General features: G+C 69.6%; 21 protein-coding genes. 15 read left to right on the forward strand and 6 right to left on the reverse strand.

Going from position 1 to position 20,415, the window contains the following annotated elements; translation table 11 throughout:
* Positions 1 to 10 precede the first annotated feature (10 nt).
* Complete coding sequence (locus SK854_RS28370) at positions 11 to 1,072, forward strand: DUF917 domain-containing protein (RefSeq protein WP_319978156.1); 1,062 nt, start codon at positions 11 to 13, stop codon at positions 1,070 to 1,072.
* The gene (locus tag SK854_RS28375) at positions 1,069 to 2,604 is read left to right on the forward strand and encodes a helix-turn-helix domain-containing protein (RefSeq protein ID WP_319978157.1); all 1,536 of its coding nucleotides are present in this window, start codon (positions 1,069 to 1,071) and stop codon (positions 2,602 to 2,604) included. Before SK854_RS28370 ends, SK854_RS28375 begins: the two co-directional genes overlap by 4 nt.
* Before the next feature lie 2 nt (positions 2,605 to 2,606).
* Here the strand turns inward: SK854_RS28375 and SK854_RS28380 are convergent, their stop codons facing one another.
* The 3 genes from SK854_RS28380 to SK854_RS28390 all read right to left on the reverse strand — a co-directional run bounded on the left by SK854_RS28380 (position 2,607) and on the right by SK854_RS28390 (position 5,503).
* Entirely contained in the window at positions 2,607 to 3,674 is a 1,068-nt protein-coding gene (locus tag SK854_RS28380; protein ID WP_319978158.1) for a sensor histidine kinase, read from the reverse strand.
* Between the two features lie 125 nt (positions 3,675 to 3,799).
* Positions 3,800 to 4,489 carry a class I SAM-dependent methyltransferase gene (locus SK854_RS28385; RefSeq protein ID WP_319978159.1) on the reverse strand — a complete coding sequence of 230 codons (690 nt, stop codon included), beginning with the start codon at positions 4,487 to 4,489 and terminating at the stop codon, positions 3,800 to 3,802.
* 57 nt (positions 4,490 to 4,546) lie between these two features.
* Positions 4,547 to 5,503 carry a glycoside hydrolase family protein gene (locus SK854_RS28390; protein WP_319978160.1) on the reverse strand — a complete coding sequence of 319 codons (957 nt, stop codon included), beginning with the start codon at positions 5,501 to 5,503 and terminating at the stop codon, positions 4,547 to 4,549.
* A gap of 169 nt (positions 5,504 to 5,672) precedes the next feature.
* Here SK854_RS28390 and SK854_RS28395 point away from each other — a divergent pair, with 169 nt between their 5' ends.
* Positions 5,673 to 7,202 (forward strand): ABC-F family ATP-binding cassette domain-containing protein, encoded by a 1,530-nt coding sequence (locus SK854_RS28395; protein ID WP_319978161.1) that lies wholly within the window; start codon positions 5,673 to 5,675, stop codon positions 7,200 to 7,202.
* On the opposite strand, the gene SK854_RS28400 is transcribed toward SK854_RS28395, so the two are convergent.
* Positions 7,162 to 7,533: a nuclear transport factor 2 family protein gene (locus SK854_RS28400; RefSeq protein ID WP_319978162.1), complete on the reverse strand. Its 372-nt coding sequence runs from the start codon at positions 7,531 to 7,533 to the stop codon at positions 7,162 to 7,164. The genes SK854_RS28395 and SK854_RS28400 overlap by 41 nt on opposite strands.
* 42 nt (positions 7,534 to 7,575) lie before the next feature.
* Here SK854_RS28400 and SK854_RS28405 point away from each other — a divergent pair, with 42 nt between their 5' ends.
* Positions 7,576 to 8,028: a MarR family winged helix-turn-helix transcriptional regulator gene (locus SK854_RS28405; RefSeq protein ID WP_319978163.1), complete on the forward strand. Its 453-nt coding sequence runs from the start codon at positions 7,576 to 7,578 to the stop codon at positions 8,026 to 8,028.
* Here SK854_RS28405 and SK854_RS28410 read toward each other — a convergent pair.
* On the reverse strand, positions 8,018 to 8,845 hold the full coding sequence (locus tag SK854_RS28410) for a DUF4082 domain-containing protein (RefSeq protein WP_319978164.1): 828 nt from the start codon (positions 8,843 to 8,845) through the stop codon (positions 8,018 to 8,020). The genes SK854_RS28405 and SK854_RS28410 overlap by 11 nt on opposite strands.
* A 110-nt stretch (positions 8,846 to 8,955) precedes the next feature.
* Here SK854_RS28410 and SK854_RS28415 point away from each other — a divergent pair, with 110 nt between their 5' ends.
* From SK854_RS28415 to SK854_RS28465, 11 genes are all read left to right on the forward strand, one after another.
* Positions 8,956 to 11,169, forward strand: coding sequence for a xanthine dehydrogenase family protein molybdopterin-binding subunit (locus SK854_RS28415; protein WP_319978165.1), 2,214 nt, complete (start codon positions 8,956 to 8,958; stop codon positions 11,167 to 11,169).
* Between the two features lie 13 nt (positions 11,170 to 11,182).
* Positions 11,183 to 11,641, forward strand: coding sequence for a (2Fe-2S)-binding protein (locus tag SK854_RS28420; RefSeq protein WP_319978166.1), 459 nt, complete (start codon positions 11,183 to 11,185; stop codon positions 11,639 to 11,641).
* A gap of 30 nt (positions 11,642 to 11,671) precedes the next feature.
* The gene (locus SK854_RS28425) at positions 11,672 to 12,913 is read left to right on the forward strand and encodes an SLC13 family permease (protein WP_319978167.1); all 1,242 of its coding nucleotides are present in this window, start codon (positions 11,672 to 11,674) and stop codon (positions 12,911 to 12,913) included.
* A 2-nt stretch (positions 12,914 to 12,915) separates the two neighbouring features.
* On the forward strand, positions 12,916 to 13,350 hold the full coding sequence (locus tag SK854_RS28430) for a universal stress protein (RefSeq protein ID WP_319978168.1): 435 nt from the start codon (positions 12,916 to 12,918) through the stop codon (positions 13,348 to 13,350).
* 53 nt (positions 13,351 to 13,403) lie between these two features.
* Positions 13,404 to 14,390, forward strand: coding sequence for a hypothetical protein (locus SK854_RS28435; protein ID WP_319978169.1), 987 nt, complete (start codon positions 13,404 to 13,406; stop codon positions 14,388 to 14,390).
* Between the two features lie 43 nt (positions 14,391 to 14,433).
* A complete protein-coding gene (locus SK854_RS28440) occupies positions 14,434 to 15,222 on the forward strand; it encodes a TIGR02452 family protein (protein WP_319978170.1) in 789 nt (262 codons plus the stop codon).
* Positions 15,223 to 15,306: 84 nt separating this feature from the next.
* On the forward strand, positions 15,307 to 15,828 hold the full coding sequence (locus SK854_RS28445; protein WP_319978171.1) for a ribbon-helix-helix protein, CopG family: 522 nt from the start codon (positions 15,307 to 15,309) through the stop codon (positions 15,826 to 15,828).
* Positions 15,829 to 15,896: 68 nt separating this feature from the next.
* Positions 15,897 to 16,739 carry a DUF4097 family beta strand repeat-containing protein gene (locus SK854_RS28450; RefSeq protein WP_319978172.1) on the forward strand — a complete coding sequence of 281 codons (843 nt, stop codon included), beginning with the start codon at positions 15,897 to 15,899 and terminating at the stop codon, positions 16,737 to 16,739.
* Between the two features lie 10 nt (positions 16,740 to 16,749).
* Complete coding sequence (locus tag SK854_RS28455) at positions 16,750 to 17,685, forward strand: ATP-binding cassette domain-containing protein (RefSeq protein WP_319978173.1); 936 nt, start codon at positions 16,750 to 16,752, stop codon at positions 17,683 to 17,685.
* Positions 17,682 to 18,464 (forward strand): ABC transporter permease, encoded by a 783-nt coding sequence (locus SK854_RS28460; RefSeq protein WP_319978174.1) that lies wholly within the window; start codon positions 17,682 to 17,684, stop codon positions 18,462 to 18,464. The genes SK854_RS28455 and SK854_RS28460 overlap by 4 nt, the downstream gene beginning before the upstream one ends.
* A 15-nt stretch (positions 18,465 to 18,479) precedes the next feature.
* Complete coding sequence (locus tag SK854_RS28465) at positions 18,480 to 19,676, forward strand: cytochrome P450 (RefSeq protein WP_319978176.1); 1,197 nt, start codon at positions 18,480 to 18,482, stop codon at positions 19,674 to 19,676.
* Positions 19,677 to 19,682: 6 nt separating this feature from the next.
* Here the strand turns inward: SK854_RS28465 and SK854_RS28470 are convergent, their stop codons facing one another.
* Positions 19,683 to 20,384 carry an SDR family oxidoreductase gene (locus SK854_RS28470; RefSeq protein WP_319978177.1) on the reverse strand — a complete coding sequence of 234 codons (702 nt, stop codon included), beginning with the start codon at positions 20,382 to 20,384 and terminating at the stop codon, positions 19,683 to 19,685.
* Between the last annotated feature and the right edge of the window lie 31 nt (positions 20,385 to 20,415).

Consider the following 20,415-nt stretch of genomic DNA (forward strand, 5'->3'; position numbering starts at 1 on the left):
GGTCACGCGCATGCACCTGCTCCGGCCCGACGAGGTGGACCAGCTCGCCCTGGGCGTGGTCGTGCTCGGCAGCGGAGGCGGGGGCGGCGAGCAGGAGACCCACGCGTTCGCCGCGATGCTGCGGCACGAGATGCGCCAGAGCGGACCGGTCACGGTGCTGTCGCCGGAGGAGGCCGATCCGGACGGCTACGGGGCGCGGGTCGGGCTGATCGGCGCGCCGACCGTGATGATCGAGAAGCTGCCGTCGGGCCTGGAGGCAGAGGAAGCCCTGAAAGCCTTGCAGGCGCAGGACTCCACGCCCGTGACGGCCGTCATCGGGTGGGAGATCGGCGGGTGCAACGGCCTGTTGCCGCTGATCCTGGCCGCACGGCTGGGGTTGCCGTACGTCGACGTGGACGGGATGGGGAGAGCGTTCCCGCGGGTCGACCAGACGACCTACGACGCCGCCGGCCTGCCCACGACCCCGTTGGCCATCACCGAACCCAGTGGCAACCGCGCGGTGCTCGACTCGACCGGCATCGAGAAGCTCGCGCGCACCGTCATGGTCGACTTCGGCGGCTGGGCGATGATGGTCGCGAAGCCGCTGAAGCTCGCGGACGCGGTCAAAGCGGGCATAACGGGCTCACTCGCCCGTGCCCTGAAACTGGGCGGGATCTGGTCGCAGCACACGGTGTCTGTCGAGAAGAGAGCCGAGGAGTCCGGCGGTTTCCTTGTCACGCGGGGAAAAGTCGTCGAGGTGTGGCGGGAGTCGGTCGGGGACTTTCCACGCGGAACGGTGGCGCTGCGGCGGCTGGACGCCGACGATGCGTACGTGCGCCTGGAGATGCAGGGTGAGTACCTCGTCGCGCTCGCGGACGGCGAGCCTCTCGTGACGACGCCTGATCTGCTGTGCTGCCTGGACGCCGAGACCGGCCACCCGCTGTCCACCGAACGACTCAGATTCGGCGCGGTCGTGGACGTGGTAGCGCTCCCATCACCGCCGCAATGGGTGCGAGGAGAGATGCTCGGCAGGGTCGACCCGCGGGCGTTCGGCTACGACCTCGACTACGTGCCTTTCCGGAACGCCGAGTGATCGACGACGCCGACTCCCTGACCGTGCGCGATCTGCTGGAGATCGGCGTGCTCGGCGACGCGACCCTGCTGGCGGGCCAGCGCGGCGTCGGCACCGAGGTCGCGGACGTGCGGCTGGCGGCGGACATGACGGCCGTCGAGGCGTGCTCGGCGGGCGACCTGGTGATCCTGACCGGGCACCAGCCGTACCTCGTCGAGGTGGCGTTGCGCCGGGCCTACAGCGCGGACGTGCGGGCCGTCGTGCTGGTGCGGCCGTCGACCGGCTCCTACCAGGCTCCGTCCACCGCCACGATCTCGTTCGCGAACCGGCTCGGCGTGCCGCTGCTGCAGATCGACGCGGACGACCCTCTGCTGGTCGCGGACGCGTTGCGCACGGCCGTGCGGCGGCCCGAGGTCGCGGCGGCCCGCCTGCTCAACGCCGTCACCGCGCGCCTGGGGCGCAGCAGGCCCGATCCGCGTTCGGTGATCACGATCCTGTCCGGCGAGCTGCACGTGACGTGCGCGGTGATCAGCGCGGACGGCACCGCGATCGAGGGCGTCTCCCCGCCCGGCCTGCCACCGGACCTGCTGTCCGGCTCCGTCGCCACCACCGTCGAGTTGACCGAGGGCTTCGCCGTGGCCGTGCCGGTGGAGACCGACCGGACCGGGCACGTGCACCTGTGGCTCGTCTCGCACGCCCGCGGCAGCAACAAGCGCTGGGCCGAGACCGTCCTGCAGATCAGCCAGGTCGCCTCGTGGGCGCTCGGCAACTGGGTCGCCGCCGAACGCCTCGAAACCGAGCGCCGCGCCCGTTCCCGCGGCTCACTGCTGTCCGAACTGCTCGCCTCCGGCGACGACGTACCGCCGCAGCTCGTGCAGCAGGCCGTGCTCGCCGGGTGGCGGCTCGACGGCTGGCACACCGGCGTCCACATGGCGCCGAACCCGCCCGCGCCGGACGCGCTCGACACCGCCAACACCGAACGGCTGCGCGTCGAGCTGTCCCGCCGCGGCCTGCACGGCCAGCTGGTAGAGGGCGCCGAGGGCTGGTCGTTCTGGCTCACCAACGACTCCGAGCCGCCGCAGTCGCAGCACCGCGAGCTGGCCGCGAAGATCGCCCAGGTGCTGGGCGGCTGCACGCTCGTCGCCGGCATCGGGCGCCCGCACCACGGCGTCTCCGGTGTGGGCAGGTCGCTGGCCGAGGCGCGCGAGGCCGCGGCGATGACCGGGGCGGCGAGGGTCGTGCACATCGACGAACTGGGCGTGCGGCGGCTGTTGTCGATGGCGGCCGAGACGCCGGCACTGGTCGAGCAGGCCGCGCGCCTGCTGGAACCGCTGGCGGGCGTGGAGGACGGGCAACTGCTGCGCACCCTCGCCATCTACCTGGACGAGGAGTCGGTGACGTCGTCGGCGGCCGTGCGGTTGAAGGTGCACCGCAACACGGTGGCGCAGCGGATCAACCGGGCCGAACAGCTGCTCGGCGTCAGCCTGCTGAACCCGGACGAGCGGCTCGCGGTCCACCTGGCCTGCAGGGCGGTCCGCGCCTCCGACGAGTGAGGTCAGGTCGGCACGAACGCGGGCAGGACGGCGTCGACCTCGAAGCCGCCGTCGTCGGTCGGGCCCGCCGTGAGGGTGCCGCCGACCATCTCGACGCGGCCGCGCAGGCCGAGCAGACCGTTGCCGGTGCCGGGTAGCACCAGGGCTGGGACCGCGGCCGGCCTGGTGTTGCGGATGACCGCGCGGACGCTGCTCGGTCCACAGTGGATGGTGATCTCGGTGTGGGCGCCGGGAGCGTGCTTGTGGACGTTGGTCAGCGACTCCTGGACCACCCGGTACATCGTGCGGCGCATGGCGGGCGAGATGGTGTCGGCGTCGCCGTGCTCGGTCAGGGTGATCTCCAGGCCGGCGGCGGCGGAGTCGGCGACGAGGCGGGAGAGCCGGTCGGGCAGCACGTCCGGGATGCGCGCGGCACGTCCGGCCCGCAGCACGCCGACGAGGTCGCGCAGTTCGGCCAACGAGTGACAGCCGGCCGCACGCAGTTCCTCGGCGGCTTTGCGCACCTCGTCGTCCTTGGCGGCCATGCGCAACGCGCCGGCGTGCAGCACCATCAGGTTCAGCCGGTGCGTGACGACGTCGTGCATCTCGGCGGCGAGCCTGGTGCGTTCGTCGGCGCGCGCGTGCTCGGCCATCAGTTCACGTTCCCGTTCGGCGAGCGCCTCCACGAACCGGCGCCGCTCGCCGAGGTGGAGGCCGGTCAGCCCGGCGACCGCGATCAGGCAGGGGCCGACGAGTCCGTCCGGAAACGTCCACATCGCGGAGCCGGCCAGCCAGGCGAGGGCGTGGAGGACCACCAGCCAACGGTGCCTCGTGGTGTGGGCGGTGATCGAGTAGGCGGACACGACCGAGGCGAAGGTCGGGGTGAGGAGCGTGAGGAAAGCGATTGCCGAGCCGGAGGCGACGGGGTGGGTGCGCCGCCACCACAACGCCGCCGCCGCGAGCAGGTGGACCGTGACGTAGAACGTCGTTCCGGCGGCCACGAGATGGGACGGCGCGGGCAGCGCGAACTCGCGCCCGATCCCCAGCGCTGCCACGAGCAGCGCCAGCGCCAGCTCTCCGGCCCGTGTCACGCGGGTGACGATACTGCCGGTTTTGTGCGCTGGATCACCTACTGGAGCAGGGCGTTGACCCTACTTTCGCAGGTGGCGACCACCGACTTTTCCGCCTGCCGGACGCCCGCGTCCGTTCGCTGCACTTACTTGCGGAACAGCGCCGTCCACAGGAACGACTTGCCGAACGCGCGGGAGTCCGGAGACTCCTCCTTCATGCGGCGCAGTTCGACCTCGGTGAGGTCCTGGAAGATCCAGCGCAGGTCGTCCGGGGAGTAGCCGACCCCGCCGGACAGGCCGGACTGCCGGTACAGCTCCGCGTCCGGCGTGGCGGTGCCCTCGTCCGCGGTGAAGCAGGTGAGGGCGAAGTGGCCGCCGGGCCTGAGCACGCGGTCGAGCAGTGCGAGATAGCCGATGCGGCGGTGCGGTGGCAGGTGGTGGAAGCAGCCCGAGTCGTAGACCAGGTCGTACGAGCCCTCGGTCGTGAACGCGTCGCCGTGCCGGAACCGGACGTCGAGGCCTTCGGCTCGTTCGGCGGCCCACCTGATGGCGGTGGCCGAGATGTCCACGGCGTCGACCTGGAACCCGTTGCGTGCCAGGAAGAGGGCGTTGCGACCGGGTCCGCAGCCGACGTCGAGCGCCCTGCCCGGACTGATCAGGCCGCGTTCCAGGTAACCGGCCAGGTTCTCGTCCGGCTTGGCCACGAAGAACGGGACCTCGCGCGTGCGGTCCGCGTAGAAGCCGTCCCACCAGTCGCCCGCCTGAGCGGTCCAGCGGTCGGCTTCCGGCGCGAACAACCCGTCCAGCAACGCCATCACGTCGTCGATCGTGCGCACGTTCCGTTGCACTCAAACCCCCAGGTAGATGCTCTGCCAGTCTACCTGGGGAGGAGGTCAGAGGCCGCCTTCGCTCAGGCGCTTGCGGTAGCCGCGGGCACCCTCGGAGCCGACGTTCTCGTGGAAGTCGATGCCGCCGGGGTTGGTCTGCACGTGGTAGTAGCAGGCGCCCCAGAGGCTGGTGGCGACCGAGTCGTCGAAGTGCAGGAAGTTCCCGTACTTGTAGCCCTTCTGGTACGGGGTGAGCCGGGTGGTCCGCATCGAGTACTCGGTCGCGATCACGGGCTTGCCCGGCCACTTGGAGGCGCACCGCGACAGGGTCTCGGCGTACGTCAGCTCGTTCCAGCCGCCCTGCGCGGCGAAGTTGCCGTCGTCGGCGTTGCTGTAGAAGTGGACGCCGACGAAGTCGCACTTCTTGATGGCGTCGACGAAGTTCGGGTTGCCGTACCAGGTGTCCGGGTTAGTGGTCTTGTTCGGCGAGAGGGCGGTGCCGCAGATCTTGGCGCCGGGGAAGGTTTCCCGGATGCGGTCGATCGTGACGCTCAGGTTGTAGCCGTACGCCCACGGGTCGGCGACGCGGATGTTCGGCTCGTTGCCGAGTTCGATGATGCACTTGTCGGCGCCCGAGCGGATCTTCTTGAACTCGAAGAAGCGCGAGTCGCGGATCTCGGCGACGGCCTGGTTGGGGTCGATCATCCTGTCGGTGTCGCCGGTGACAGTGCGGACGATCAGGAAGTTCGTCGCACCCGCCGCGGTCCAGACGTGGTCGGGGAAGTTCTGCCACGGGCCGGGACCCGGCATGCCCCAGCCGGTCACGACCTTGGCGAGGTTGGCCCCCTGGTTGTTGATCGCGTCGATCCACGTCTGGTAGCCGTCGGTGAGCAACGGGCCGTGCGCGCGGTAGTGCGGCGCGGCCGATGCCTGGCCCGGCAGCGACGCCATGCCCGCCGCCGCGAGGGCGCCTGCCGCCAGCTTGCCGATCGCACGGCGGCTGTACTGCGTTTCGCCGGACATCGCCGGTCTCCCTTCGTCGGTGATCAGGGGAGATGCAAACGGGGCCGGGTATGCGGGCGGTATGTGGTTGCGGCCTCGTACGGTGTATGGCAACATCAGTTAGGTGATCTACTGACCCCGCTTCCAGCGCATCCGTGCCCGATTTCCTTCGGCGGTGTGGGGGTCCCTCATGTCAGCTCAGTTGACGATCAAGAAAGTCACCAGGAACTACGCGTACAAGCGCGTGCTCGACGACATCTCCCTGACGGTGCGGCCGGGCGAGAAGCTCGGTGTGGTCGGCGAGAACGGCTCCGGCAAGTCGACGCTGCTGCGGCTGATCGCCGGGCAGGACGTGCCGGACGACGGTGAGATCACCGTGATGGCGCAGGGCATCGGCTGTCTCGGGCAGGTGCTCGACCTGCCGGAGAACGCGACCGCCGGCGACGCGATCGATGCCGCTCTCGTGGAGATTCGCCTGCTGGAGCAGCAGATCACAGCAGCCGCTGCGCAGGAGAAGCTCGACGAGCTCGGCGATCTGCTCACGGCGTTCGAACTGCGTGACGGCTACTCGGCCGACGCACGGGTCGAGGCCGCCATGTCCGCTCTGGGCATCGGTGACGTCGGCCGCGAGCGCAGGCTCGGCACGTTGTCCGGCGGGGAGCGGGCCAGGCTGGCGCTCGCCGGCGTGTTGTCGGCCGAACCGGAACTGCTGCTGCTCGACGAACCCACCAACCACCTCGACGACCAGGCGCTCGCCTGGCTGGAGAGCGAACTCAAGCGGCACAAGGGCACGCTGGTCGTGGTCACGCACGACCGGTTGCTGCTGGAACGGGTGACCACGGCGATCGTCGAGGTCGAGAACCGGACGATCACCCGCTACGGCAACGGTTACGCGGGCTACGTCGCCGGGAAGAGGGCGGCGCGGCAGCGGTGGGAACAGGCCTACGCGGAGTGGGCCGGCGAGATCGGCCACTGGACCGAGTGGCGCGGCACGACGGCACACCGCGTCGCGCCGGCGCGACCGATCCGGGACCACAACAAGTGCAAGTACAACGGCGACGGCCGCCGCGTGCAGGCGTCGATCAGGACGCGGGTGCGCAGCGCGTCCGAACGGCTGGAGCGGCTGCGCGCCGAACCGGTGCCGAAACCGCCGGAACCGTTGCGCCTCAACGCTCCGCTCACCGCGGCGGTGCGCGAGGGCACGGTTCTCGAGTTCGGGGAGCTGAAAGTCGAGGCCGGGCAACGGTTGCTGGTGACAGGACCGAACGGCGCCGGCAAGTCGACGTTGCTCGACGTCCTGGCGGGTGTCATCGACACCGGGGAGGTCACCCGCAACGGCGTGATCGGCTACCTGCCACAGGAAACCGTGGTGCGCGAACCGAATCAGACGGTGCTGCAAGCGTTCGGCGGGAGCGCGGACGAGCTCGAAGCGCTGGGTCTGTTGCGCCGGGAGGACTTCGCGACGCCGGTGGGCGCGTTGTCGATCGGGCAACGGCGCCGGCTCGCGCTCGCCCGGTTGCTGAACCAGGAGCAGGACGTGCTGCTCCTGGACGAGCCGACGAACCACCTGTCGCTCGCGCTGGTGGAGGAGCTGGAAGCCGCGCTGCAGCACTATCCCGGCGCGGTCGTCGTGGCATCGCACGACCGGTTGCTGCGTCGGCGGTGGCAGGGGGAGGAACTCAGAATGGTTCGTAGCAGTCGAACGTCTCGACAGCGCTGATCAGCCCGTTGCGCGTGTCCACGAACTGTGCGATGTGCGCGACGAGCTGTCTGCCGTCCCGCAGCACGCCGGTCCAGGTCAGGCGCAGGATCGCGGTGTCGCCGGAGACCAACGCCGAGTGCACGTCGTACTTCTGGCTCGCCAGCAGGCCGACTCCCTTCTCGGAGTTCGCGAGCATCTCGGCCAACGGCGTCCGCGCGCCGTTCGGCTTGATCAGGTTCGGGCGTTCGACGGTCACCGCGTCGGCGGTGAAGTGGCGGCGCAGCGCGGAACCGGACTCCCCGGCTTCGAGTGCGCGGTGCAGTGAGGTGGCGGCGGCAACAGGGTCCATGTCCACAACCGTAGTTGTACAACCGTGGTTGTCAATGCCATCATGCCCGGTGTGGACCTGATGGACATCGACCTCGCGACCCTCGCCTACCTGGCGGGCAGTTCCGCGAACGACGCGATTCTCAAGCGGCTGCACGAGATCGGGCACGAGGGCGTCCGGGTGTCGCACGGGTACGTGATCCAGCACCTGATCGAAGGCGCGCCGACGGTGTCCGAACTCGGCGAGCTGCTCGGCGTCACCCAGCAGGCCGCTTCGAAGCAGCTGCTCGAACTGGAACGCCTCGGCTACGTCACGCGGGAGCCGGACCGCACCGACAGCCGAATCAAGCGCGCGGGGCTCACCGACCGAGGCCGGCGGCTGGTCGAGGACAGCCGCCGGCTCCGCGGCGAGTTGGACGTGCACGGCGACGACGCGGTCAAGCGTGCGTTGATCAGGTTGCTCGACGCGACCGGCGGCACCGAGACCGTGCTGAAGCGCCGGGTGGTCACGGCCTGAAGACAGGCTCGATCCCGTAGTTGCTGGCATACCAGCTGTCCGTCGGGAAACTGCCGTCGTAGCTGTACACGCCGGCGTTCACCGGGATCTTGAACGGCGTCTGGACGAGGTTGCCGACGAAGTAGTTCTCCGTTGCCTTGTAGCCACCTGACGGCGTGACGTACGAGACGACGTACTCGGTGCCCGCCACCACGGGAACCGGTGTGCTGAAGGTGATCCGCTGGCTGTGGGCGGCGCCAGGTGCCTCCTGCTCGGCCAGCAGCGTGCCGTCGGACCAGATCCGCGCGGTCACCGGGCCGGTGTAGTTGCCGCGCTTGATGATCACGGCCGTGATCGAGCCCGGACGGTCGACCTGGGTGCGCAGGCCGAGTTCGACGGCCTGCTCGTCGGGATCGTTGACCGTTGGGCTGTACGTGTCGTGCAGCATCAGCGAGGTCTCGTGGGTGAGTGCGGGAACCGTCGTGCCGCCGACGTGGATGGTGCGCCACGCGGTGACCGGTCCGGTCGTGGACGCGGTGTGGGCGCGGGCCAGGATCGTCAGCGGGCCGGGGACGGACGGGAAGAGCAGGACCGACCACCGCTCGCCGTGCGCGTCGACGGAGGTCCAGTTGGTGCCGTTGTCGGTGGAGAAGTCGACCTCGGTGATGCCGCCCGACTCGCCGTTGACGGCACCGCCGATCACGAGCAGCGGCTCGTTCAGCGGGGCGGAGGCCTCCGCGGTGGGCGAGAAGATCATCGCCATCGGGCCGTCCGCCGCGAGGGCAGGAGTGGGAGAGACCAGGACAAGTGCCAGCAGCAGTACTGCTAATCGTCTCATGTACGGCAGATCGTCCCCGGTGAAGACGCAGTTACGGTGATCCTCCGGCCAGCCCCCACCCGTTCGGCTGACAGGCGTACCCCGGTCCGGCAGATGTCGTTGACGAGTACATGACCTGTGACAACGAAGTCCCGGTCCCCGAAACCCGGGTCCCCGTGCGCCGGCGGCAGTTCCTCACGTTCCTGGTCGCGGCGCCGGTGCTCACCGTCGCTGTTCCCGGCACGGCCGAGGCCGTCATCCCGACGCTGCCGCAACCGGCCGAGATCCTGGATCTCGGCGACGTTCTGATTCTGGCCGGTACTCCGACCGCGGGCGCGCTCGCCGTGCTCAGCGTCGGCGAGGACGGCGTCGTCACACTCGACCTGCCCCGCGCCGAGGTCGGCCAGGGCATCACCACGGCGTGCGCGATGCTCGTCGCGGAGGAACTCGACCTGTCGCTGGACCAGGTCCGCGTCACGCTCGCCGACGCACGGCCAGAGCTGCTGATGAACCAGCTCACCGGCGGCTCGAACACGATGCGGTCGGTGTACGGCCCGGTCCGTCAGGCGGCGGCGGCCGCACGGGCCAGGCTGCTCGCGGCGGCGTCGAAGCAGCACGGCGTCGCGGTCGACCGACTGTCCACAAGAGATGGCGCGGTGATCCTGCCGGACGGGCGTCCCATCGTCTACGGGCTGCTCACCTCGGCGGCGGCACAGCTGACCGGAGTCTTCGCCGCACAACCGAAACCGGCTTCGGAACACCGGATCATCGGCACGCCGCAGTCGCGCATCGACGCCCGTGCGATGGTCACCGGGCAGTTCAAGTACACGCTCGACCAGGACGTGCCGGGTGCCATGCCGACGGTCGTGCGCAGGCCGCCGACGATCAACGGCTCGGTGAAGTCGGTCGACTCCACGGTGGCGAAGGCGATGCCCGGTGTGCTCGCGATCGGGGTCGTGCCGACGGGCGTCGCGGTGGTCGCCGAGACCTTCGGCCAGGCCATGGCCGCCCGGGACGCGCTGAAGGTGACCTGGAACGCCGGCACGATCGACGCGTTGTCGGACAAGGAGATCCGGGCGAAGCTGCAGGCGGCCGCGCTGCCGTTCGTCGTGCCGCCGCTGCTGACCCAGCACGTGGACATGGAGTTCGACTTCGCGTTCGTCAGCCACGCGCCGATGGAGACGAACTCGGCGATCGCGGACGTCCGTGACGACCGGGCGGAGATCTGGGCGGGGCTGAAATCGCCGATCGTGGCGCGGCAGACCATCGCGGCCGCCATCGGACTGCCCGAGTCCGCGGTCACCGTCCACGTGATGCAGGGCGGCGGCTCGTTCGGGCGCAGGCTGTTCTTCGACGCCGCGATGGAGGCCGCGCAGATCTCGAAGGCGTTGCGGCGCCCGGTGAAGCTCATGTGGGACCGCAAGGACGACATGCGGCACGGCCGTGCTCGTGCCGCCAGCCACCACAAGCTGCGGGCGACGTTCGCGCTGGGCAACGTGCTGACGTTCGAGCACCGCGTCGCCTCGGTCGAGACCGACTTCCGGCACGGCCTCGGCGAGATCCTCACCGCCACCGCCGCGTCGCTGCCGGTCGCGGGCAACCTGTCGTTCGCGCAGACGGTGTTCCTCACGACCTGCAAGGTGCCGTACAACTTCGGCGTGGTGACCTCGCTGCTCAACGAGGTGCCGCTGCGCATGCACACCGGCTCGTGGCGGTCGGTCTACTCCGCGAACACCCGTGGCGCGGAAGAGATCCTGGTCGACCAGCTCGCGAAGAAGATGGGCAAGGACCCCGTCGCGTTCCGCCGCGAGTACCTCAAGACCGCGCGCCAGCGTGCCGTGCTCGACAAGGTCGTCGCGGAAGGCGACTGGGGCCGCGCGATGCCGAAGGGTTTCGCGCAGGGCGTCGGTTTCCACGACGAGTACAAGTCCTGCACCGCGTGCCTGGTCGAGATCGACGCTCGCGACCCGCAGAACCCGCGTGTGGTCAAGGCGATGATCGCGGTCGACGTCGGCCGCCCGATCAACCCGCGCGGCCTCGAAGCGCAGATCCTCGGCGGTCTGACCGACGCCATCTCCACCACGTTGCGCGCCGGTCTGCACATCGACAAGGGCCTGCCGCTGGAGGGTTCGTACTCGCAGTTCCACTACGCCCGGCAGAAGGACGCCCCGAAGGACGTGCGGATCTTCGTGATGCCGGCGACCGGGGAACCGGGCGGCGCGGGCGAACTGGGCGTGCCGGCCGCGGTCGGCGCGATCGCCAACGCCTACGCGCGGGCGACCGGCGTGGTGCCGCGCAGCTTCCCGATCATCTTCCCGGTCGACTTCGAGCCGTTCCCGCGCTGAAGGAGCGTCCCCTGTGCCTACTTACACCATGATCGTCAACGGGAAGCCGGTCACCGTCGACGCTCCCGCCGACATGGCTCTGCTCTGGGTGCTGCGCGACAAGCTCGGCGTGCGCGGCCCCAAGTTCGGCTGCGGCATCGGCGTCTGCCGCGCCTGCACGTCCCACCTCAACGGCGCGGAGATCCAGCCGTGCGTGACGCCGGTGGCCGAGTGCGCCGGGCAGTCGGTGACCACGATCGAGGGACTGGCGTCCGGTGACGACCTGCACCCGGTCCAGGAGGCGTGGCTGGAGCAGGACGTCGCGCAGTGCGGCTACTGCCAGCCGGGCCAGATCATGGCCGCGGCGGCGTTGCTCCGGACGAAGAAGGAGATTTCGGACGAGGACATCGACCGGATCGCGAACGTCTGCCGGTGTGGCACCTACTTCCGCATCCGGCAGGCCATAAAGTCGGCGGCGGCCAAGATGAGGTAGAGCCGGGGCCCGCCGGCGCAGGAGGATCCCGTGCTGGCGCTGTCGGTGTTGTTGCTGGTCGCTGTGCTGGTCTGCGCGGTCGTCCGACCGTGGGGCTGGCCGGAGGCGGCGGTGGCGGTGCCGGCGGCGGTGCTCGTCGTGCTCGCCGGGGCGCTGCCGTTCGAGCACGTGGTGGACGAGGCGGAACGGCTGGGACCCGTCATCGGGTTCCTGGCCGCGATCCTCGTGCTCGCGCAGCTCTGCGACGACGAGGGACTGTTCCAGGCGTGCGGCACCTGGATGGCGCGGGCGTCCGGCGGCAAGCCGAAGACGTTGCTGGGCGGGGTGTTCGTCACGGCTTCGGTGACGACGGCGGTGCTGAGTCTGGATGCGACGGTCGTGCTTCTGACGCCGGTGGTGTTCGCGACGGCCGCACAGCTGGGCGTCCGGCCGAAGCCGCACGTCTACGCGTGCACGCACCTGTCCAACAGCGCGTCGCTGCTGCTGCCGGTGTCGAACCTGACGAACCTGCTGGCGTTCGCGTCGAGCGGGCTGAGCTTCACGCGGTTCGCGGCGCTGATGGCGTTGCCGTGGATCGTGGCGATCGTCGCCGAATACGTGGTGTTCCGGCGGTTCTTCCGCACCGAACTCGACGCGCCCGCGCACGCGCCGGTGGTGCAGGCGCCGCAGGAGTTGCCGGTGTTCGCGCTGGCCACCGTCGGGTGCACGCTGGTCGGGTTCGTGGTCGCGTCGGCCACCGGGATCGACCCGGCGTGGGCGGCCTGTGCCGGCGCGCTCGTCATGGCGGTGCGGGCGCTCGCGAAGAAGCGCACGACCGTGGTCAAGGTGGTCCGGGCGGCATCCCTGCCGTTCCTGGCGTTCGTGCTCGGGCTGGGCATCGTGGTGCGGGCGGTGGTCGACAACGGGCTGGACGACGTCCTGCGGCTCGCGATTCCCGGCGGCACCAGCCTGTGGGCGTTGCTCGGGGTGGCCGCGGTCGCCGCCGTGCTCGCCAACGTGATCAACAACCTGCCCGCGGTGCTCGTGCTGTTGCCGCTGGTCGCGCCGATGGGGCCGGGAGTGGTGCTGGCGGTGCTGCTGGGCGTGAACCTCGGTCCGAACCTCACCTACGCCGGGTCGCTCGCCACGTTGCTGTGGCGGCGGATCGTGCACGACCACGACACCGAGGTGAACCTGCCGGAGTTCACGAAGCTCGGCCTGCTCGCCGTGCCTGCCACCCTGATCGGCGCCGTCGTGGCACTGTGGGCGTCCCTGCACGTGATCGGAGGATGACCATGACGGTGGTCGTGTGGATCGCCGGCGACACCTGGCAGGACTGCGTCGACGCGGCCCGCGCGCACTCGGGCGACTTCCTGTTGCTGCACGTCAGCGACCACGACGTGCCGGGCGCGGCGCACGGGGCGTTCGCCGGGCTGTTCGGCCGCGGGCATCCCGCGCGCGACCCCGGCACCCGCCTGGACGACCTCGCCGCGAGCCACGCCGCGCAACTCCTGGACGCGGCCGCGGAACGCCTGGGTCTTCCGTGTGCGAAGGAGGCCCGCGTCGGACGTGTCGAGCACGAAGTCGTTGCGGCTGCTCAGGAAGCGTCACTGTTGGTCCTCTGCCGCGACGGCGACGTCAGCCACGTCGGCCCGCGCAGCCTCGGCCCGGCGACCCGGTTCGTCGTCGACCACGCGCCCTGCCCGGTGCTGCTCGTCTGGCCGTCGTAACTGCGTTCCCGCAAACTTGCGTGCACGCACTTTTGTCTTCTAGTCTCGGTGTCATGCGCGCCAAAGGCATCGCGTACGACACCGGTTTCGTGCGCCACGGAGAGATCTCGCTGGAGCGGTTCGACCTGGACGTGGTCAGGCAGGACCTGACCGTCATCAGGGACGACCTGCACTGCAACGCCGTCCACCTCGTCGGGGGTGATCCGGAACGGCTCGAACGGGCCGCGGAGATCGCCGCCGCGCTGGGGCTGGAGATCTGGTTCTCGCCCTATCCGCTCGAACTGACGCCCGCCGAGATCCTGGACCTGTTCACCGACTGCGCCCGGCGGGCCGAGCGGATCCGGCTCACCGGTGCCGAGGTCGTGTTCGTGACGGGCGTCGAGCTCAGCATCATGAACTCCGGCTTCATGCCCGGTGACGACGTCCTGCAGCGGTTGACGCAGTTGTTGGGGCAGCCGCAACGGATGCAGGAGGTCGGCACGAGGCTCAACGAGTTCCTCGCTCAGGCGGTCGCGGTGGTGCGGGAACACTTCCACGGCCGGCTCACCTACGCCTGCATCCCGTTCGAGAACCCCGACTGGGACCTGTTCGACATCAAGTCGTTCGAGCTGATCCGGTCCGCCGATGTCGCCGATGTGTACGCCGCGAGCATCAGGAACGTGGTGGCGCAGGGAAAGCCGGTCGCCATCACGGGGTTCGGCACGGCAGCCTGGCACGGTTCGGGGGCTGTGGCGCCGCGCAGCATGGAGATCCTCGAACTCGACGAGGCCGGGCTGCCGGTGCGGGTGAAGGACGGGTACGTCCGCGACGAGGCCGAGCAGGCCACGTACCTGCGCGAGGTGCTGGAGACCTTCGAGGCCGAGGGGGTCGACGGCGCGTTCGTGTACATGTTCGCTCTCGGCACCTACCTGCATCGGCCGGACGACCCGGGTCGCGACTTCGACCTGGCCAGTCCCGGCATCGTGAAGGTCTACGAGGACGGCACCTGGGAGCCCAAGGCCGCGTTCGGCGCGGTCGCCGAGGTCTACGCCCGGACATAACCGCTTGGCGTGCCGGGGGAAGGCGGTCAGACTCGTGGGCATCATGAGCAGCAGGTTGCGCGCGATCGCCCACGACACCGTCGCCATCTCGGAGCGCGGCTCCTACTCCGCCGGCGCGGGCGACGTCCCGATCGCCGTCGCGCCCGCGGTCGAGGGAACCCGGCTCCACCTGCCGGACGAGGTGCTGTCGCTGCCCTCGGAGACTCCCGGTACGCGGATCGAGGTCACCAACGAGTCCACTTTGGACGCCGCGCGCCGGCTCGGTGGTGACGTCGCGGGGCTGGTCTTCGCCTCGGCCCGCAAGCCCGGCGGCGGATTCCTGAACGGCCGCGAGGCGCAGGAGGAGAGCATCGCCCGCGCGTCGGCGCTCTACCTGAGCCTGCGCGCCGCCGGTGACTTCTACGACCACCACCGCGCGCACGACGACCTGACCTACAGCGACCGCGTGATCTACTCGCCGCGCGTGCCGGTGTTCCGCGACGACGACGGGAACCTGCTGCCGGCACCGTTCGAGGTCTCGTTCCTCACCGCCGCGGCACCCAACCTCACGGCGATCCTGCAGAACCAGCCCGACCGGGCCGACGGCGTCCCGCTCGCATTGCTGCGGCGCACCATCCGCGTGCTGCACGTCGCCGCGTCGCACGGGCACCGCAGGCTCGTGCTGGGCGCCTGGGGTTGCGGCGTCTTCGGCAACGACCCCGCCACCGTCGCGCAGATCTTCGCGCTCGCGCTGCGCGACAACCGCTTCTTCGACCACGTCGTCTTCGCGGTGCTGGACCGGCAGAAGGGCGCGCCGACGCTGGCCGCGTTCGCCGATGTCCTGGGTGCATAGCCTCTGACCTGCGGTGAGCCAGAATGATGCCAAGCTGAGCCAGAATTGCTTGCTGGTGGTGCCACCGTGTGCCATAGTGGTGCCATGGATCTGACCCCGTATGTGGCTTCCCTCGGCCGCGAGCTGCTGACCGCCGTCGAAACAGGCGGCGACGAAGCGAGCGCGCTGGTCGAGCGGTTGACCGTGACGATGGAGTCGGCGATCCGGCTGGCGCTGCTGGAGGCGCTGTCCGCCGCCGCCGACGAGATCACCGCGGACCTGGCACCGGACTCGGTGCAGGTGCTGCTGCGAGGCCGTGACCCGAAGTTCGTCGTGACGCGCCGGGCGCAGGAGCAGGCGGCCGTCCCGCCGGAGCCCACTCCCGCGGCGCCCGCAGAGGACGTGGCGGCCGGCTTCGACGACGGCACCACCGTGCGCATCAACGTCCGCCTGCCCGAACCGCTCAAGGCCGCGATCGACGAGGCCGCGGCCAAGGAGGGGCGTTCGGTCAACGCGTGGCTCGTGCGCGCCGCGTCCGCGCAGCTGAGCCCGAAGCGCCCCACCACCGAGGAAACGATCGCGAACAGCCTCACCGGCTCGCAGCGCCTCATCGGCTGGGTCCGCTAACACCCGTCCGGCACCACTTCGCCCCGACCTGCGGGGATGTTCCACCGACACCTTCTGAGGGGACAGCCATGCCTTCTTACGAAACGCCAGAACCGATTTCCGTGCTGCTCGACGTCTACGCGGGCCACGTCCAGATCGTGGCGACCGACCGCACCACCACCGCGGTCGACCTGCGGCCCTCCGACTCGTCCGACTCCTCGGACGTCGAGGCCGCGCAGAAGACCAGGGTCGACTACGCCGACGGCACGCTGATCGTGCGCGGGCCGAAGCGAACGTTCGACTTCTCCAAGAAGACCAGGTCGGTCGACATCGTGATCGAGCTGCCCACCGGGTCCAAAGTGGACCTCGACGTGACGGCGGGCAGCATCCGCACCACCGGGGTGCTCGGCGAGACCGACGCGGACCTGTCCGCGGGCAACATCCACCTCGACCGCACCGGCCGACTGAAGGCCGACACCGGCGCCGGCCAGGTCAAGATCGGCGCGGTCACGGGTGACGCCGAGGTCAAGACCGGCAGCGGTCACATCCGCGTCGGCAGGGTCGACGGCGCGTTGGTCGTCAAGAACTCCAACGGTCACATCGACGTCGGCACGGTCGAGGGCGAGCTGAAGGCCCGTTCGGCCAACGGCGACATCAACGTCGAACGCGCCGCGGCGTTGGTGGAGGCCAGGACCGCGATGGGGTCCATCGAGGTCGCCGAGGTCGTCAGCGACACCGTCACGCTGAACACCGCGATGGGCGGCATCGAGATCGGGATCGCCCAGGGCACCGCCGCGTGGATCGACGCCAAGACCTCGTTCGGCCGCGTCACCAACACGCTCGACGTGAGCGACGGCCCCGGCAACTCCACCCAGACCGTCAAGGTCACCGCCCACACGTCCTTCGGCGACATCTCCGTCCGCCGCAGCTGAGGGGAACTCCATGAACGCGATCAAGGCGACCGGCCTGCGCCGGTCCTACGGCGACACCGAAGTGCTGAAGGGCGTCGACCTGAACGTCCAGCGCGGCACCGTCTTCTCGTTGCTCGGCGCGAACGGCGCCGGCAAGACCACCACCGTCAAGATCCTCTCCACGTTGATCGGCGCCCACGGCGGCAGCGCGTCGGTCGCCGGTCACGACGTGGCGAGCGACCCGGACGCCGTTCGCGGCGCGATCGGCGTCACCGGCCAGTTCTCCGCCGTCGACAACCTGATGACCGGCCGCGAGAACCTGAAGCTGATGGCCGACCTGCACCACCTGGGCAAGGTGGACGGCAAGCGCAAGGCCGAGCAGTTGCTGGAGCAGTTCGACCTCGTGGACGCGGCCGACAAGTCCGCGGCCACCTACTCCGGCGGCATGCGGCGCCGGCTCGACCTCGCGATGACGCTGGTCGGGTCGCCGCAGGTGATCTTCCTGGACGAGCCGACCACGGGCCTCGACCCGCGCAGCCGCCGCACGATGTGGCAGATCGTGCGGGAACTGGTGGCGAGCGGCGTCACGATCTTCCTGACGACCCAGTACCTGGAGGAGGCCGACGAGCTCGCCGACCGGATCGCGGTGCTGGACCACGGGAAGATCGTCGCCGAGGGCACCGCGGACGAGCTCAAGCGCCGCATCCCCGGTGGCCACGTCCTGTTGCAGTTCACCGATCTCCTGCACCTCGAGGCCGCGACGCGGATCGTGCGCGACGCCTCCCGTGACGGTGAGTCGCTCGCCCTGCGCGTGCCCAGCGACGGCAGCGTCCGCTCGCTCAAGGCGTTGCTCGACCGCCTGGACGAGAACTCGGTGCTGGTCGACTCGCTCAGCACCCACACGCCCGACCTCGACGACGTCTTCCTCGCCCTCACCGGCAAGCCCGAAACGGTGGTCCAGCAATGAGTTACGTTCTGACCGACTCGGCGACGATGGTGCGCCGCAACCTCACGAGGATGATCCGCTACCCGTCCCTGACGTTCCAGCTCCTGATCATGCCGGTCGTGTTCCTGCTGCTGTTCGTCTACGTCTTCGGCGGCACACTGGGCGCCGGGCTCGGCGGACCGAGCGGCGGGCGGGGCGAGTACCTCAACTACGTCACGCCGACGATCATCCTGATGTCGATCACGGCCGCGGTGCAGGGCACGAGCATCTCGATCGCGATGGACATGACCGAGGGCATCGTGGACCGCTTCCGCACCATGAAGATCGCCAGGGTGTCCGTCCTGACGGGACACGTCGTCGGCAGCCTCGTGCAGACGGTTCTCGCCATGACGTTCGTCTTCGGTGTCGCGGTCGCGATCGGGTTCCGGCCGCAGGCGAGCGCTCTCGGCTGGCTCGCGCTGGCAGGTCTGCTGATCTCCATGTCGTTCGCGATGATCTGGCTGTCCGCTGCGCTGGGCCTCGCCAGCAAGTCCGTCGAGTCGTCGAGCAACGTCGGCCTGCCGCTGATCCTGCTTCCGTTCTTCGGCAACGGTTTCGTGCCCACCGACTCGATGCCGACCGTGCTGCGCTGGTTCGCCGAGTATCAGCCGTTCACCCCGTTCATCGACGCCCTGCGCGGTTTGCTGATGGGCACTCCGATCGGCAACAGCGGCTACATCGCCTTCACCTGGTGCGCCGTCATCGGGATCGGCGGCTACCTCTGGTCCAAGAAGCTCTTCAACCGCGAATCCACCCGCTGAAGGAGATCACCGATCATGTTGCACGGCCTTCCCATGGAACGCGACGTCACACCGTTCGTCCCGCCCGGCAAGATCTCCCTGGTCCGCGAGAGCCGCCCGGTCAGCCCGATGCTCTTCCCCGACGGCCACGAGGGCTGGCTCGTCACCGGCTACGACGCCGTCCGGCAGGCCTTGGCGGACACCAGGTTCAGCAGCAGACAGGACCTCGGCATCATCCACGTGCCGTTCCCGACGCCGGGCATGCCGGAGATGACCGAACCGGTCCCGCAGACGCCGGGCCTGTTCATCAGCATGGACCCGCCGGACCACACCCGGTTGCGCCGCAAGCTGACCGGCGCGTTCACCGTCAAGCGGATGAAGGCGCTCGAAGAGGGCATCGTCGAGATCACCGAACGACAGCTGGACGCGCTGGCGACACTCACCCCGCCGGTCGACCTCGTCAAGGAGTTCGCGCTTCCGGTGCCGTCGCTGGTGATCTGCGAGATCCTCGGTGTGCCGTACGACGACCGCGACTCGTTCCAGCACAACTCGTCCAAGTTCATGGAGAGGCAGGTGAACCTGGAGGACAAGATGGCCGCGTACATGGCGATGAACACGTACCTGTACGAGCTCGTCAGCAGCAAGCGCGCCGAACCAGGCGACGACCTGCTGTCCGATCTCGCCCAGGACGAGGACCTGAGCCTCGAAGAGCTGACCGGGATGGCGTTCCTGCTGCTGCTCGCCGGGCACGAGACGACCGCGAACATGCTGGCGCTGGGCACTTTCGCGTTGCTGGAGCACCCGGACCAGCTGGCGGCGCTGCGGTCGGACCCGGCGCTGATCCCCGACGCCGTCGAGGAACTGCTGCGCTACCTCGCGGTCGCCGACATCTTCTTCCGTTACGCGGCAGAGGACATCGAGTTCTTCGGCGAGACGATCCGCGAGGGCTCGATGGTCGTCCTGTCGCTGCTGGCCGGCAACCACGACCCCGAGCGCTACGAGCACGCCGACGTGCTCGACGTGCACCGCAACGCCCGTGGTCACCTCGCGTTCGGGCACGGCGTCCACCAGTGCCTCGGTCAGCAGCTCGCCCGCATCGAGATGCGGGCCGGCTTCGAGGGACTGCTGCGCCGCTTCCCGTCGCTGGAACTCGCTGTTCCGGCAGGGGAAGTGAAGCTCAGGACCGACATGAACATCTACGGCGTACACGCTCTGCCGGTCACCTGGGCGTAGTACCCGTCAGACGGTGAAGCCACCGTCTGCGTTGATGCTGGCGCCGGTGACGTACGCACCGGCCTCGCCAGCCAGAGCCGCCACCACCTCGGCGATCTCCGCCGGCTTTCCGTAGCGTCCCAACGCGGTCAGCCCGCGAATCGTGTCCGACATCGGCCCGTCGGCCGGGTTCATGTCGGTGTCCGTGGGGCCGGGGTTGACCACGTTCGCCGTGATGCCCAACGGTCCCAGCTCGCGAGCGAGTCCCTTCGTCATCCCGATCAGCGCGGTCTTGCTGGCGGAGTACAGGGCGAAGCCGGGGAACGGCGCGTACACCGCGACGTTGCTGCCGATGCTGATGATTCGCCCGCCTTCACGCATGTGCCGTACCGCCGCACGCGCCGCGAGGAACGGTGCGCGCACGTTCACGGCCATCGTGTGGTCGAACTCGTCACGGCCGAGCTCCTCCAGCGTTCCCACCTGGAAGACGGCCGCGTTGTTCACGAGAACGTCGAACCGTCCGAAGTGGACGGCGGTCTCGTCGACCGCCGCCACCACGGCGTCCGGATCGGCACTGTCCGCCTGGATGGCGAAACCGTTGTCCGGCTTGGTGTTCTGGTAGGTGACGGCGACGCGGGCGCCGAGAGCGGTGAGCTTCTCGGCGACCGCGGCTCCGATGCCGCGGCTCCCGCCGGTGACGAGAGCCGCTTTTCCTGCAAGTGATCCCATGCAGATCAGCCTGCTGGAATCAGCTCCGGTC

Source organism: Lentzea sokolovensis, from assembly GCF_033949975.1.
GTDB classification, from domain to species: Bacteria; Actinomycetota; Actinomycetes; order Mycobacteriales; family Pseudonocardiaceae; genus Lentzea; species Lentzea sokolovensis.